We start from the raw sequence: 14,934 nt of genomic DNA, 5'->3' as shown, positions 1-14,934 counted from the left end.
GCCACGTTCCGCCCATCAAATCTCGCCGACCCCGGCGCGCATTCGCCGACCGGTCGAATTCCTTAAGTGTTAGCGCTCACTCAGCACCGCCGTAATCGGTCCTCCTTTCTTCCTGGCGGCTGAAAAGGATGGTGCAGCGGAGCAAATATGACCGTGGCAGACCTGTCAAGACCCGGCCTGCTCGACGTCGAGAGCCCTCGCCTGAGAGAACCCGCCGCTCCTGCGCCTGACCAGGAGGAGCGGCCATGGCCACCGCCGGTCTGTCGCGATGAACCTTTCACGGCCGGTCAATCGAATCGTTTCGCGGCGCCCAGTCGGTGGCCGGTCTCGCGGGGGCGCATCCGGCCGAACCGGGGGTTCGATCCTGCCGATCGCCGGCCGGCAGGATCAGTGGGATGGGAAGAAGAGGCGCTGCTGGATCTCCCTGCGGTAGTCGTCGAGGGTGTTGTCGACGTGCGTGGCCGCGGCCTGGGCGGCCACTTCGGGGTCGCCGGCGCGGATGGCCTGGTAGATGGCATCGTGCTCCTCGACGGCCTTGGCGGCGTGCCCGCCCACCGAGCCGCGCAGCCCGATGAGGCTCGACTGCGCCTGCAGCCTGCGGGCCTCCCGCACGGCGACCTGGAGGAACATGTTGTGCGAGGCCGTGGCGATGGCGGTGTGGAAGGCGTCGTCGCCCTCGTTGAACAGTTCCTCGCGTCCGGTCTCGAAGCCGTGGCGGCACACGCCGACCGCGTCTTCGATGGCCCTCAACTCGGCAGGGTTGGCGCGGCGGGCGGCCAGCCGGCTGGTCTCCATCTCCTGCGCCCGGCGGAACTCGAACAGCATGTAGACATGGTCGAGGTCGGTCGGGAGGAAGAACGATACCCAGCGCCCGGTGCCGAGCATCCCCTCATCGTCGGCCACGTACAGGCCACGGCCCTTCTGGGCGCGTACGCGACCGAGCGCCGAGAGTATCTTCACCGCCTCGCGTACCACTGTGCGGCTAGTGCCCAGCCGCCTGGCCAGCTCGTTCTCGGTCGGCATGCGGTCGCCCGGACGCAGGCCGAGCCGGACGATCAATTCCAGCACCTGCTCAGCGGCCACCTCGTAGCCAGGCCGGTATCCGCTCTCCCGCGGGGTGTCGGTCACCATGCCTCCTCCTCGCCCTTCCCTGCAAGAGTATGGCTGATGAGCTGGCACTTCCCGGCACGGGCGTTGGGGGATCAGTCCGGCGACAGGCATTGCCGCTGGTGAACGAGGAATGGAGGTCACGAACGCTCGGCCCTCGGTGTGCGAACGGCGAAATAAGCGGGCTTAAGGTCTTGACGGGTATCACTACTTCAACGGTGATCAGATGCGAGGCTCGGGGAACGCGTTCCATCCGGAACCCTCCAGTGAGCTGGGCCGACTCGCGGATCCGGGGGCCGGCCGTCGCGCAGGATCGAGAGCAGAGCTCCTGTTCCGGTGGGACTCCGTTCATCGGCACGACATCTTTCGCGCACCTCCCCCGATTACGTCGTATCGGTTCGAACTTTTGCTTGACCCTCGACATAAGCCCGCTTAGCATCCCGCAACATGAGGGATGTGAGCCTGAAACTTTCTGGTAACCCCAGGGCGGGGATCACCGGGACAGGTTTCATGGGGCCGGTGTGTGCCCGCGCCGCACGGCTCGTCGGCGCCGCCGTCATCGGAGTGGCCGGGGCAGGAGGGCGCACCACGTGCTGAGCATGCGCGGCATTGGCAAGAGCTTCCTGGGCGTGCGGGTGCTGTCCGGGATAGACCTGGATGTGACGACCGGTGAGGTCCACGCCGTCGTCGGCGAGAACGGTGCCGGCAAATCCACCCTCATGAAGATCATCGGCGGGGTCCACTCGCCGGACGAGGGCACGATCGAGATCGACGGGCGGCCCGTCTCCTTCGGCCACCCGCTTGAGGCGCAGCGCTCCGGCATCGCGATCATCCACCAGGAGTTCAACCTGCTGCCCGAGCGCACAGTCGCCGAGAACGTGTTTCTCGGGCGCGAGCCCGTCAGGCGCGGCCTGGTCGACCGGGCCGCCATGGAGGAGGCTACCGCGCGGCTCCTCGACGAGCTGGGCGAGGATCCCTTCGGCCCTCGCGACGTCGTCAAGCGCCTGCCGGTGGCCCAGCAGCAGATCGTCGAGATCGTCAAGGCGTTATCGGTGAACGCCCGGTTCGTCGTCATGGACGAACCCAGCGCGGCGCTCGCCGCGCACGAGGTGGAGTTGCTCTACCGGCTGATCGGGCGGCTGAGGGAACGCGGCGTCGCCGTCGTGTACATCTCGCACCGATTGCGCGAGGTGTTCGACCTCGCCGACCGGGTCACCGTGCTCAAGGACGGCTCGCGCGTCACCACCCTCCCGATCGGCGAGGTGACCCCCGACGAGCTGATCCGCCTGATGGTGGGCCGCGACCTCGGCACCTACTTCCCGTCCCGCTCGGCGGGCACCGGCGAGGTACGGCTCAGCCTGCACGCGGCCGGCAACCACAAGCTCCGAGACATCGATCTGGAGCTGCGTGCCGGGGAGATCGTCGGCATCGCGGGCCTGCAGGGATCCGGCAGATCGGAGCTCGCCAAAGCGATCTTCGGCGCGGAGCCGTTCACCACGGGCGAGATGATCCCGTCGCGCCCGCGCTCGGTCCGAGAAGGCGTGGCCATGGGCATCGGGCTCGTGACCGAGGACCGCAAGGCCGAAGGGCTCGTGCTGCGCCAGTCCGTGCGCGACAACATCCTGCTCGTCGCCCGCGCGGTGGGCGCCGGAAACCGCGACGGTGTCCGCGACCTGCTCGAACGGGTACGCCTCTCGCCTGCGCGCCAGGAGCAGGAGGTCCGCTACCTGTCCGGCGGCAATCAGCAGAAGGTCGTGCTCGTCAAATGGATGACGATGACGCCGCGGGTGCTGCTGTTCGACGAACCGACCCGGGGGGTCGACGTCGGGGCCAAGGCCGCGATCCACGACCTGATGCGCGAACTGGCAAACGACGGCATGGCGATCATGATGATCTCTTCCGAGTTGCCCGAGCTCATCGGCATGAGCGATCGCGTCGTTGTCCTGCGCGACGGCCGCATCGTGGGCACGCTGCCGGCCGGGGCCTCCGAGGAGGCCATCATGCGCCTGGCCACAGGAGAGGTGGCCTGAATGAACCTGCTCACGCGCGCCCGCCGCCCCGCCCGCCGCAGCCAGGCGCGCGGCGGGCTGGCGGTGCACCTGCGCGAACCCAGGCAGGTGGTGTTCCTCGCGCTGCTCGGCCTGGTCGCCGCCGGCTGGGTCCTCGTCGCGCTCGATGGCGGCCAGTTCCTCACCTTGGAGAGCGTCGTCGGGATCCAGCAGCGTTCGGCGGCCCTCGGCATCGTGGCGATCGGGCAGACGCTGGCGATCCTGGCCGGGTCGCTCGACCTGTCCGTGGCGTACCTGATCAGCCTGTCCTCACTGGTCGCGGCGGAGATCATGGCGGGCCAGGATGGGAACGTCGGACCGGCGGTCGCCGCGGTGCTGCTGATCAGCTCGCTGGTGGGGCTGGTCAACGGGCTGGTCATCACCAGGCTCCAGGTCCACGCCTTCATCGCCACACTCGGCGTCGCCCTGATCATCAAGGGCATCGTCGACCACCTGTATGACGGCCCGGCGGGCAAGGTGCCCGAGTCGTTCCAGCTCCTCGGCTACTCCCGCATCGGGCCGATCCCCGTCTCCGCCGTGCTATGGGCGGGCGTGGCCGTCGTGGCCTGGTTCCTGTTGAGCAGGACCCGGCTGGGATACCGAATCTACGCGGTGGGCGGGAACGAGGAGGTCGCCCGGCTGTCCGGGATCCGTACGGGCCGGGTGATCGTGATCACGCACGTGCTCTGCTCGGCCTGCGCCGGCATCGCGGGTCTGCTGCTGGCCAGCAGGCTCGGGGCGGGGGCGCCCACGGTGGGCACCGACGGCGGCTACGACCTGGAGTCCATCGCCGCGGTCGTACTCGGCGGGACCGCGCTGGCCGGAGGCAAGGGCGGGGTCGCCGGAACCGTGGGCGGGGTCCTGCTGCTGGCCGTCCTGGACACCATCTTCAACCAGCTCGAGGTCAACTCCTTCGTTAAGGACGTGGTCCGCGGCGTGGTCATCGTCATCGCGGTGGTCGTCTACGCCCGGCGCGGGACAAGGCGGTCGGCATGAAGCGGGCACTTCCCATCCTCGCGGTCCTCGTGGTGCTGCTGACCGCGATCGCGGTCGTTAACCCCTTCTTCCTGGAGCCCGCGGGATTCCTGGCGTTCCTCAAACGGGCCGCGCCGCTGGTGATCCTCGCCGCGGGACAGTATTTCGTCATCGTCTCCGGCGAGTTCGACCTGTCGGTCGGCTCGCTGGTGACGGCGGAAGTGGTGATCGCCGCGCGGCTCATCGACGGCGACGAATCCGCCACGTGGCCGGTCCTCGCCCTGCTGATCCTCGTCGGACTGGTCGTCGGGCTGGTCAACGGCGTGGTCACCACCAAGCTGGGGGTGCCGTCGTTCATCGTGACGCTCGGCATGCTGCTCATCCTCAGCGGGGCGGTCTTCCTCTGGACCGGTGGCGCGCCGCGTGGCGCACTGTCGGAGGGCTTCCGGGTGTTCGGCCGCGGCGGCCTCGGGCCGCTGCCGTGGTCGGTGCTGATCCTGCTGGCCGTGGGCGGGGCGGCGATCTGGCTCATGCGCGCCGATTTCGGCAGGACCCTCATCGCCACCGGTGACAACGAGCGTGCCGCGGCACTATCCGGGGTCCGGGTCGACCGAGTCAAGATCTTCGCCTTCATGCTCTCCGGTCTTTCCGCGGCCGTCACGGCGATCCTGCTCGGCGGTTTCGCCGGGGTCTCGGCGCAGGTGGGCCAGGGACTGGAGTTCTCCGCCATCACCGCGGTCGTCCTCGGAGGCGTGGTGCTCGGCGGCGGCCGCGGCGCCGTGCTGGCCGCCATGGCCGGGGCCGTCACGCTGGAGGCGCTGTTCACCCTGCTCAACCTATACGGGATCTCGGGGGCGCTGGAGTTCACCGTGCAGGGCGTCATCATCATCGCCGCGGTCGCGGCGGGAGCCATCCGACTTCCCTGGAAGTCCACCCCCCGAAGAGGAGACGCACATGCCGCGTCATAAGGCCGCAGTCGCCGTGTTGACCGCGCTCGTTCTCGCCGGCTGCACCACCGACAGGCCGACGGCCACCACCCAGTCCGCGGCGCCCGCCACGAGCGCGGACCAGGGCGCCCAGGGGTCCGGCACGGGCGCGCAGTCGAAGTTCTTCGTGCAGGCGGACTTCGACGCCCAGCTGGCCATGCGCTCCCAGACGCCGCAGGGACCCTCGGACAAGCCCTGGGAGCAGGCCATCGCCCCGGAGATGATCGACACGGCACAGTACAAGAAGAACGGGCCGTACCACCTGTGCTTCTCCAACGCGGCGGTCAACAACCCCTGGCGCCAGGTCGGGTGGAAGACGATGCAGGCCGAGGTGGGCCTGCACAAGGAGATCAAGGAGTTCACCGCCCTGGATGCCGAGGGCAAAGACGACAAGCAGATCTCCGACATCGCGGAGCTGCAAGCCAAGGGCTGCGACGCGCTGATCGTCTCGCCGAACACCACGGCGACGCTCACCCCCGCGGTGACGGCCGCCTGTGGGAAGGTGCCCGTCATCGTGTTCGACCGGGGCGTGGAGACAGGCTGCCCGGTGACGTTCATCAAGCCCATCGGCGGCTACGCCTTCGGCGCCGACGCCGCCGAATTCCTGGTCGAGAAGGTGCCGGCGGGCGGGAAGGTGCTGGCGCTGCGCATCCTGCCCGGTGTGGACGTGCTGGAGACCCGCTGGTCGGCGGCGAAGGCGGTCTTCGACAAGAGCCGCCTCCAGGTGGTGGGGGTGGAGTTCACCGACGGCGACGCCACCAAGACCAAGAGCATCGTCAGCGACTACATCCAGCGGTATGGCAAGATCGACGGCGTCTGGATGGACGCGGGCGCCACGGCGGTGGCCGCGATCGAGGCGTTCGAGGACGCCGGCCTGCCGGTGCCGCCGATCAACGGCGAGGACCAGCAGGACTTCCTGCAGAAGTGGAAGGACGCAGGCCTCGCCGCCGTCGCGCCCACGTACCCGACCTACCAGTGGCGCACCCCGATAATCGCCGCTCTGAAGATCCTCAAAGGTGAGGAGGTACCCGAGATGTGGAACCTGCCGCAGCCGAAGGTCACCAGCGAGAACCTGTCGACCTACCTCAGGCCCAACATGCCGCCGCTGCACTACGCGCTGTGCGGTTGTGAGAACCTGCCCGGGTTCCCGGAGGCCTGGGGCGGGAAGAAAGGCTGACCGGCTCCTGCGAACCGACGAAGAGAGACGCCATGTTCTCCATCGGAGTGAACACCTGGGTCTGGGTCTCCCCGCTGACCGACAATGACCTGGCGCGGCTCGCACCCCGCATCGCCCAGTGGGGTTTCGACGTCATCGAGCTGCCCATCGAGCAACCCGGCGACTGGGACCCGGACAAGGCCGCGGCGGTGCTGGCCGAGCAGGGGCTGGCCGCGTCCGTGGTGCTGGTCATGCCGCCGGGGCGCGAGCTCGTGGCCGCCTCTCCGGAAACCGTCCGCGGCACCCAGGACTATCTGCGGCACTGCGTCGACGTGGCGGTGACCGTCGGCTCCCCGGTGATCGGGGGGCCGGCGTACGCCTCGGTCGGCCGAACGTGGCGGCTCTCACCGGACGAGCGCCGGGGGGCCTACGCCGAGTTGCGCGAGCATCTGCGTCCCGTCCTGGACTACGCGGCCGAGCGCGGGGTGAAGCTCGCGGTCGAGCCGCTCAACCGGTATGAGACCAGCCTCGTCAACACCGTCGAGCAGGCGCTCGACGCGCTGCCCGAGGACTGCCACCTGGCACTCGACGTCTATCACATGAACATCGAGGAGAAGGACTCCGCCGAGGCGGTGCGGGTCGCGGCGGATCGGATCGCGCACGTGCAGGTGTGCGGCACCGATCGCGGCACGCCGGGGGCCGACCGCTTCGACTGGCCCGGCTTCACCCAAGCCCTGCACGACGTCGGCTATCAAGGACCGCTCGTCATCGAATCCTTCACCGCGCACAACCAGACCATCGCCACCGCGGCCTCCATCTGGCGGCCCCTGGCGGAAAGCCAGGACGCGCTGGCCGCGGACGGCCTCGCCTACCTACGCACCTTCTGATACGCGCCCTGAACGTTTCATACTCATCTGCCCTCCGGCATTTCCGAGTATGCGGCCAACCATTGTCAGGCTAAGGGTGGTGTAAGGCGAGTGCCGCCTCATCGACACCTGCTTTCACCTGTTGTTCCACGATAAGGACGCCAGGGCCCTTCGCCCCGCAGAAGAGCAAGGATGGCCTCTGATGGATAAGAATGCTTGACAGGCTGTATTGAGCAGACCTATTTTCATTCCGAAATCGAATCGAATCGATACCTGTTTACATGGTCAGGCCCCGGCCCCACCTCGCTGGCCAACGTCCGTGGTGTCCCCGCCGCAAGCCCGGCCCGGCGAACCGCACCCAGCCCGGCACGGCCTCCTCCGAGGACGAGCCGAGACGACGCATGCCTTCTCATCGTCATCCTCCAACAACTCCACCGTTGCCGGTAACACCCCAGGGAGGTCGTCCATGCGAAGATCACGCCTGTTTCCCGCTCTGGCCGCAGTCTTATTAGGGCTGCTGGTGTCTCTGTCACCACTGGCGGCGCACGCTGCCGCTCCGCAGTTCAAGGTGCTGCTGTTCACCGAGACGGCGAGCGGCGCCTACAGGCATGACTCCATCCCCGCCGGTGTCGCGATGTTCCAGCAGATGGCGACCGACAACAACTTCCAGGTCGACCACAGCGAGGATTCCGCCGTCTTCACGAGCGCCGCCCTGAACACCTACGACGCGGTGATCATGCTCCAGACCAGCGGCATGGTGTGGGACAACGACGCCCAGCGTCAGGCCTTCCAGACCTATGTGCGCAGCGGCCGCGGCGTCGTCGCGATCCATAACGCCACCGACATGAACATCGAGACGCAGTTTCCCTGGTGGGACCAGGTCGTCCTGGCCGGCGCCCACATGACCGCGCATTCGGCGGTCCTGCAGGGCACCGCCAAGGTGGCCGACAGGGTTCACGCCTCCACGAAGGGCCTGCCGGAGCGGTGGGTGCGCTCGGAGGAGTGGTACAACTTCGACAAAAACATGCGGGGCTCGGTGCACGTCCTGGTGACCGCAGACGAGACCACCTATGACGCGGGGCCCAACAAGATGGGCGCCGACCACCCGATCTCCTGGTGTCACAACCCGGAGGGCGGCCGGGTGTGGGCCACCGCGATGGGCCACCAGGCGTCCTCCTACTCCGAGCCGCAGTTCAAACAGCACCTGCTGGGTGCGGTGCAGTGGGCGGCGGGCGCGGCGCAGGGTGACTGCGGCGGCACGGTCGCGGCCCGGTTCCAGAAGGTGACCCTCGACGGCGCACCCGACCAGCCGATGGAACTGGACGTGGCCGCCGACGGCAGGGTCTTCTACATCTCGCGCTCCGGCAAGGTGAACATGATCCCCGCCAATGGCGGGGGCACGCGCGTCATCGGCACCCTGTCGGTGTACGACGGCGGCGAGGACGGGGGCATCGGACTGGCGCTGGATCCGAACTTCGCCACCAACGGCTGGATCTACGTCAACCATTCGCCGTCCAACGGCGGTGAGGTCAACCGGGTATCGAGGTTCACCTTCAACGGCACCAGCCTGGACCTGGCGAGCGAGAAGAAGATCATCGAGGTCCCGGCGTACCGTAACGTCGACGAGCCTGGCCACACCGGCGGCTACCTGGCGTTCGGGCCGAGCGGGAACCTGTACATCGGTCCGGGCGACGACACCAACCCCAATGGCTCCAGCGGGTACACCCCGATCGACGAGCGGTCGGGCCGGGAGCATTTCGACGCGCAGCGCTCCTCGGCCAACACCAACGACCTGCGCGGCAAGATCCTGCGCATCCACCCCGAGTCCGACGGTACCTACACGATCCCGTCCGGCAACCTGTTCGCGCCCGGCACCGCCAAGACACGGCCGGAGATCTACGCGATGGGTTTCCGCAACCCGTTCCGCTTCTCGGTCGACAAGGTGACTGGCTGGATCTCAGTGGGTGACTACGGCCCCGACGCGGGCGCCGCCAACTCCACCCGTGGTCCCGAGGGCACCGTCGAGTGGAACCTGATCAAGCAGCCGGGCTTCTACGGATGGCCATACTGCGTCGGCAACAACACCCCGTTCAACGACTTCAACTTCGCCACCAACACCTCCGGCGCGAAGTTCAACTGCTCGGCACCGGTCAACGACTCGCCCAACAACACCGGCCTGAGCAGCTTGCCCGCGGCCAAGCCCGCGACCGTCTGGTACAACTACCACGCCTCGGCCGAGTTCCCTGAGATCAACTGCTGTGGCGGCGCCGCCCCCATGGGCGGCCCGTTCTACCGCTACGACACGGCCGGCAGCTCGGACCGCAAGTTCCCCGAGTATTTCGACGGCGCGCCGTTCCTCTATGAGTGGAGCCGCAACTTCGTCAAGGAGTTGCGGCTGGACTCCTCGGGCAACCTCCTGAAGATCAACCCCTTCGTGGCGCAGCTGACCCCGCATGCGCCGATCGACATGAAGTTCGGCCCAGACGGCGCCCTGTACATGGCCGACTGGGGCAACGGCTTCGGCCACGCGAACACCGATGACAGCATCTACCGTGTCGACTACGTAGCCGGAAACCGCGCGCCCCTGGCCAAGGCGAGCGCCAACCCCGACTCGGGCACGGCGCCGCTGACGGTGGCGTTCTCCTCGGCCGGCTCCTCCGACCCCGACGGCGACGCGATCACCTACGCGTGGGACTTCGGCGACGGCGGCACCTCCAGCAGCGCCAACCCCACCCACACCTACAACGCAAACGGCACCCACACGGCCAAGCTCACCGTACGGGACGCCGGCGGGAAGACGGGGAGCGTCACGTTGCCCATCGTGGTCGGCAACACCCGGCCCAAGGTGGCCTTCTCGGCGCCACCTGACGGCGGCTTCATCGAGTTCGGCGACCAGGTGGCCTACACGGTGAGCGTCACCGACGCCGAGGACGGCACCGTCGACTGCACCAGGGTCAACGTGGTCACGGCGCTCGGCCATGACCAGCACGCCCACGACACCGGCCAGTACACCGGCTGCACGGGCACTGTCACGACCACAGCCTCCGGCCACGACGAGGCCTCCAACGTCTACTACGCCTTGTCCGCCGACTACACCGACCAGGGCGGCCTGAAGGGCTCGGCCGGCATCACCCTGCAGCCCAAGCACAAGCAGGCCGAGCACTTCACCGGCTCGTCCGGGATCCGCGTCGTCGACGAGTCCGGCGCCGAAGGCGGCAGGCGCATCGGCGACGTCTCCAACAATGACTGGGTCTCCTTCAGCCCGATCAGCCTGTCCGGGATCGACACGGTCTCCTTCCGCGTCTCGGCACCGTCGAGCACCGGGGCGTCCATCGAACTGCACGCCGACTCGCCGACCGGGCCCCTCATCGCCTCCAGCCCCGTGCCGGCGACCGGGGGCTGGAACACCTACGTGTCGTTGCCCGCGGTGCGGGTGACCGACCCCGGTGGCACCCGCAATGTCCACGTCGTGTTCAAGGCGCCGTCCGCGAACTCGTTCGACCTGGACTCCATCACCTTCAACGGCAGGGGCGTCGGGCAGGGTGATGGCCCGCCTACCGGCGGCACGAGCGCGCTGCGGGGTGTGGGGTCGAACCGGTGCCTGGACCTCAACGGAGGCTCCCAGGCGAACGGCACGCAGGTGCAGATCTGGGACTGCAACGGGCAGCCTAACCAGCAGTGGGCCTCGACCAGCGCCGGGGAGCTGCGGATCTACGGCAACAAGTGCCTGGACGTGAACGGGGCCGGCACGGCGGACGGGACCGCAGTGATCATCTGGGACTGCAACGGCCAGAACAACCAGAAGTGGCGCCTCAACGCGGACGGCAGCATCACCGCCGTCGGGGCGAACAAGTGCCTGAACGTCACCGGCGCCGGCACCGCTAACGGCACCAAGGTGCAGATCTGGACGTGCAACGGCCAGAACAGCCAGAAGTGGACCCGCGTCTGATCCGCATGTGACGCCCGACCTTGGAGCCGGCCCGCCTCCCCGCGGCCGGCTCCAGCGCCTGCTTGGGGAGACGCGGTGGATCGAAGGGGCAAGGCCGTGTCCGTGGCCGCGCGTGGACGAGCTGCTGTCGGTGGTGGGCGCGGACGCGTACGCCGACCAGCCGCTGGGGCTGCTGTCGCTGGACCTCAGCCACCAGCGCGCGGTCACCGCCCTGGTGGACCAGCGGCGCAGGCAGCACACCGGCGTGCTGTTCGTCACCCACGAGATCAACCCGATCCTGCAGTACGTGGACCGGGTGCTCTCCCTGGCCGGAGGCCGTTTCAGGATCGGGCCGCCCGAGCAGGTCATGACCTCGGCGGTCCTGTCGGAGCTGTACGGCAGCCCGGTCCGGGTGATCACGCCGAGCGGTGAGCCGCCGAGCCGGCCGGGCGAACGACCAGGCCACCACCAGGTCGACCAGGGTCGTCGTGGTTCGTGATCTCCGTCGGAGCCACACGTTCCGGTTATCCGAAAACGTGTAAGGCGAGACCACCGTGGTGACTCATACCCTTACATGCCTTGTGTTCCACTTGTTACCAAAGGGAGACATGATCCCTTTGTGGCGAGTTCACTCTTTGATCAGCTCTATTCCACGTGCCACCTGAGGTGATCAGTGAAGAGGCGTCTGCTCCTCGCAGCGTTCGCGTCCGCGAGCCTTGTGATTCCGCTGACCGCGATGCCATCCACGGCCAATGCGGACCCCACCCGTCCCGACCGCTTCCAGCATCTGGACAGCGCGTTCGCCTACACCGGCTTCAAACCAGCCACGCTTGATCCTGCCCACCAGCTCAAGGTCCTCATTCAGGTCACCGGCACGCCCGTCGGCGATGCCACGGCCGATGCCGCCGAGGCCGGCAAGACCGTCGACCGGACGACCTTACGTGCCACCCTCCACCGCAAACAGCAGAGCGTCGAGGACAAGGTGCAGGCGGAAGGCGGGAAGGTTCTCACCACCTATACCGACAGCTTCAACGGCATCGCCGCCGCCATCCCCCGCAGCAGCCTGCCGGCGATCCAGCGGACTCCTGGAGTCGTCTCCGTACATCCGGTGCGCACGTTCCGCGTGGACAACACCGCCGCCGTCCCCTACATCGGCGCCCCGCAGGCGTGGCAGGACCTCGGCAGGACCGGCACAGGCGTCAAGGTAGCGGTCATCGACACCGGGATCGACTACACGCACGCCAACTTCGGCGGCTCGGGTGATCCCGCCGACTTCGAGGGCAACGACGGCACCGCGATCGAGCCGGGTACCTTCCCGACCGCCAAGGTGGTCGGCGGTTACGACCTCGTGGGTGACGACTACGACGCCAACGACCCCACCTCGGTGCCCAAGCCCGACCCCGACCCGCTCGACTGCGACGGCCACGGTTCCCACGTGGCGGGCAGCTCCGCCGGCTTCGGGGTGGACGCCAACGGCAAGACCTACACCGGCCCGTACGACTCCACCACTCACACCAATGCCTTCAAGGTGGGGCCGGGCGTGGCGCCGAAGGCCTCGCTGATGGCCTACCGCGTCTTCGGCTGTGAGGGTTCGGCCAGCGAAGACGTCATCGTCTCGGCCATGGAAAGGGCCCTGAAGGACGGTGCCGACGTGGTCAACATGTCGCTCGGCTCACCCTTCGGCCGTGTCGACGAGCCCTCCTCGCAGGCGGTGCGGACGCTGACCCGCGCGGGCGTGACCGTGGTCGCCTCCGCCGGCAACTCCGGACAGAACGCCTACCTGACCGGGGCTCCCGCTGTCGCCCCCACGGCCATCTCGGTGGCCGCGCTCGACGCCGCGCGTGCCGACCTGCCCGCCGTGAAGATCGCCGCGGACGGCACCGAGCTCGTCGCGCAGAACTCCAACGAGGCGTCACTGCCCTCCGGAACCCTGCCGATCGCGGTGCTCCGCACGAGCTATCCATCCGGCCCCGTATCGCTGGGCTGCGCCCCGGCCGACTACGCGGCCTACCCCGGCGGCGTGGCCGGCAAGCTCGTGATCACCCTGCGTGGCGACTGCGGCCGAGTCAAGCGAGCCATCCTCGGTCAGCAGGCCGGCGCCGCGGCGGTGGCGATGATCAACACCGACCCGGCCTACCCGCCGCTGGAAGGGCAGATCACCGCCGACCCGGACACCGGTGAGCAGTACACGGTGACCATCCCGTTCCTCGGGTTCAAGGGCGGCGACGCGGCGGCCGCCGAGTCGCTGGACGGCAAGAGCACCACGCTCGCGGCGCTGGCCATCCCCAACCCCGCCTATGCCCAGCTCGCCTCGTTCTCCTCCGGCGGCCCGGCCAACGGCGACAGCGCGCTGAAGCCGGACGTGACCGCGCCCGGCGTCGCCGTCGTCTCGACCGGAGTGGGCACGGGTTCCGGCGCCGCGACCATCTCGGGCACCTCGATGGCCTCGCCGATGGTCGCCGGTGTGGCCGCGCTCGTGAAACAGGCTCACCCGAGCTGGCATCCCGCCCAGATCAAGGCCGCGATCGTCAGCACCGCCGACGCCACGTCCAAGATCGCGGGCTACACCGCCAGGGTCGCCGGCTCGGGCGTCGTGGCCACCCGGCAGGCGGTCGGCGCCACCGTGATCGGTGAGACGGAGAATGGGAGCAGCCTGTCGTTCGGCCTGAACTCGCTGACCGGCAAATACGTGCAGATCGAGAACTTCGCCATCCGCAACACCGGCGACCTTCCGGTCACCTACAGCCTCGCCGCCGCGTTCACCGGCGAGTCCTACGGCGCCAAGGTCTCGGTCTCGCCCAAGAGCGTGACCGTGCCCCAGCGGAGCAGCCGCACCGTCCAGGTCACCCTGACGCTCAGCGCCCAGGCCGTGGCCGCCCTGCCCGCCGCCGAGACCTCCAACTTCGGTACGGTCACCCACATCCAGGGTGCGGTCAGCGCCACGCCTCGGAAGGCCGCCGAGGGCGTCTATCCGCTGCGGATCCCGTTCCTGCTCGTCCCCGACGCCCAGTCCAAGGTGCACTCGTCCCAGCCGGGCAAGTACACGGCGGGCGACGGCGGACTCAAGACATCGGTCAGTGTCCGCAACGACGGTGCCCACTCCGGCACCGCGGACGTCTACGCCTGGGGCATCACCGACGCCGACGACGTCGAGGGCGCCGAGGACTCGATGGACATCCGCGCCGCCGGGGTGCAGACACTCCCCGGATCGGCACTCGGCGGCGCCGACACCGACCGTGCGCTGGTCTTCGCGGTCAACACCTCCGGCCGCTGGTCCAACGCCTCGGTCAACGAGTACGACATCTCGATCGACTCCGACAATGACGGGACACCCGACTATGTCCTGGTCGGCGTGGACTACGGTCTGGTCACCGCGGGAGACTTCGACGGGCGGTTCGCCACGTTCGTCTTCAAGGCCGACGGATCCCTGGTGAACGCATGGGTCGCCACGGCCCCGATGAACGGCGGCACCCTGCTGATGCCCGTTCTCGCCTCCGAGCTGGGCCTGACGGAGGGCGCCGCACGCTTCACCTACACGGCGACCGGTTTCTCGCAGGTTCCCGAGGGACTCACGGACGAGACCGAGTCGGCGGCATTCGACGCCTTCGCCCCGGCGATCTCCACGGGGGCGTACGTGCCGCTCGCGCCGCGCGCCTCCGCCTCCATCCCGCTCACCGTCGACCAGGCGAAGCTGGCGGCCACGCCGGCCAAGGGCTGGCTCGTCGTCACCCTGGACAACGGTAGCGGCGACCAGGAGGCCGACCAGGTCGGCTTCGGAAAGCTCCCCGCCGTACAGCATTAACCCGATGTGGGCGCCCTTTTCCGGGCCAACCGGGGCGGGCGCCCACCGCTGGGCAACCTCACGTGC

9 protein-coding genes are annotated in these 14,934 nt (G+C 68.5%); 8 read left to right on the top strand and 1 reads right to left on the bottom strand.

Annotated elements, in window-relative coordinates; genetic code table 11:
- Positions 1-387 precede the first annotated feature (387 nt).
- On the bottom strand, positions 388-1,131 hold the full coding sequence (locus tag ABGB18_RS40135; RefSeq protein ID WP_347700911.1) for a FadR/GntR family transcriptional regulator: 744 nt from the start codon (positions 1,129-1,131) through the stop codon (positions 388-390).
- A gap of 575 nt (positions 1,132-1,706) precedes the next feature.
- Between ABGB18_RS40135 and ABGB18_RS40130 the strand changes: the two genes are divergently transcribed.
- The 8 genes from ABGB18_RS40130 to ABGB18_RS40095 all read left to right on the top strand — a co-directional run bounded on the left by ABGB18_RS40130 (position 1,707) and on the right by ABGB18_RS40095 (position 14,868).
- The gene (locus ABGB18_RS40130; protein ID WP_347700910.1) at positions 1,707-3,137 is read left to right on the top strand and encodes a sugar ABC transporter ATP-binding protein; all 1,431 of its coding nucleotides are present in this window, start codon (positions 1,707-1,709) and stop codon (positions 3,135-3,137) included.
- Positions 3,138-4,151 carry an ABC transporter permease gene (locus ABGB18_RS40125; RefSeq protein WP_347700909.1) on the top strand — a complete coding sequence of 338 codons (1,014 nt, stop codon included), beginning with the start codon at positions 3,138-3,140 and terminating at the stop codon, positions 4,149-4,151.
- A complete protein-coding gene (locus ABGB18_RS40120; protein WP_347700908.1) occupies positions 4,148-5,098 on the top strand; it encodes an ABC transporter permease in 951 nt (316 codons plus the stop codon). The genes ABGB18_RS40125 and ABGB18_RS40120 overlap by 4 nt, the downstream gene beginning before the upstream one ends.
- A complete protein-coding gene (locus ABGB18_RS40115; protein WP_347700907.1) occupies positions 5,085-6,293 on the top strand; it encodes an ABC transporter substrate-binding protein in 1,209 nt (402 codons plus the stop codon). The genes ABGB18_RS40120 and ABGB18_RS40115 overlap by 14 nt, the downstream gene beginning before the upstream one ends.
- 32 nt (positions 6,294-6,325) lie before the next feature.
- Entirely contained in the window at positions 6,326-7,159 is an 834-nt protein-coding gene (locus tag ABGB18_RS40110) for a sugar phosphate isomerase/epimerase family protein (RefSeq protein WP_347700906.1), read from the top strand.
- 445 nt (positions 7,160-7,604) lie between these two features.
- A complete protein-coding gene (locus ABGB18_RS40105; RefSeq protein WP_347700905.1) occupies positions 7,605-11,087 on the top strand; it encodes a ThuA domain-containing protein in 3,483 nt (1,160 codons plus the stop codon).
- Positions 11,088-11,199: 112 nt separating this feature from the next.
- Entirely contained in the window at positions 11,200-11,565 is a 366-nt protein-coding gene (locus ABGB18_RS40100) for a hypothetical protein (RefSeq protein ID WP_347700904.1), read from the top strand.
- A 237-nt stretch (positions 11,566-11,802) separates the two neighbouring features.
- Entirely contained in the window at positions 11,803-14,868 is a 3,066-nt protein-coding gene (locus tag ABGB18_RS40095; RefSeq protein ID WP_347700903.1) for a S8 family serine peptidase, read from the top strand.
- Positions 14,869-14,934: the final 66 nt, after the last annotated feature.

Origin of the sequence: Nonomuraea sp. B12E4, from assembly GCF_039871825.1 — a bacterium.
In the GTDB taxonomy this organism is placed as follows: domain Bacteria; phylum Actinomycetota; class Actinomycetes; order Streptosporangiales; family Streptosporangiaceae; genus Nonomuraea.
This window is presented reverse-complemented; position numbering and strand designations above follow the sequence as displayed.

Excerpts from the sequence above, each read along its gene's own strand:
- ABGB18_RS40135 (WP_347700911.1), bottom strand. The coding sequence starts at position 1,131 with ATGGTGACCGACACCCCGCGGGAGAGCGGATACCGGCCTGGCTACGAG.
- ABGB18_RS40130 (WP_347700910.1), top strand. The coding sequence starts at position 1,707 with ATGCGCGGCATTGGCAAGAGCTTCCTGGGCGTGCGGGTGCTGTCCGGG.
- ABGB18_RS40125 (WP_347700909.1), top strand. The coding sequence starts at position 3,138 with ATGAACCTGCTCACGCGCGCCCGCCGCCCCGCCCGCCGCAGCCAGGCG.
- ABGB18_RS40120 (WP_347700908.1), top strand. The coding sequence starts at position 4,148 with ATGAAGCGGGCACTTCCCATCCTCGCGGTCCTCGTGGTGCTGCTGACC.
- ABGB18_RS40115 (WP_347700907.1), top strand. The coding sequence starts at position 5,085 with ATGCCGCGTCATAAGGCCGCAGTCGCCGTGTTGACCGCGCTCGTTCTC.
- ABGB18_RS40110 (WP_347700906.1), top strand. The coding sequence starts at position 6,326 with ATGTTCTCCATCGGAGTGAACACCTGGGTCTGGGTCTCCCCGCTGACC.
- ABGB18_RS40105 (WP_347700905.1), top strand. The coding sequence starts at position 7,605 with ATGCGAAGATCACGCCTGTTTCCCGCTCTGGCCGCAGTCTTATTAGGG.
- ABGB18_RS40095 (WP_347700903.1), top strand. The coding sequence starts at position 11,803 with ATGCCATCCACGGCCAATGCGGACCCCACCCGTCCCGACCGCTTCCAG.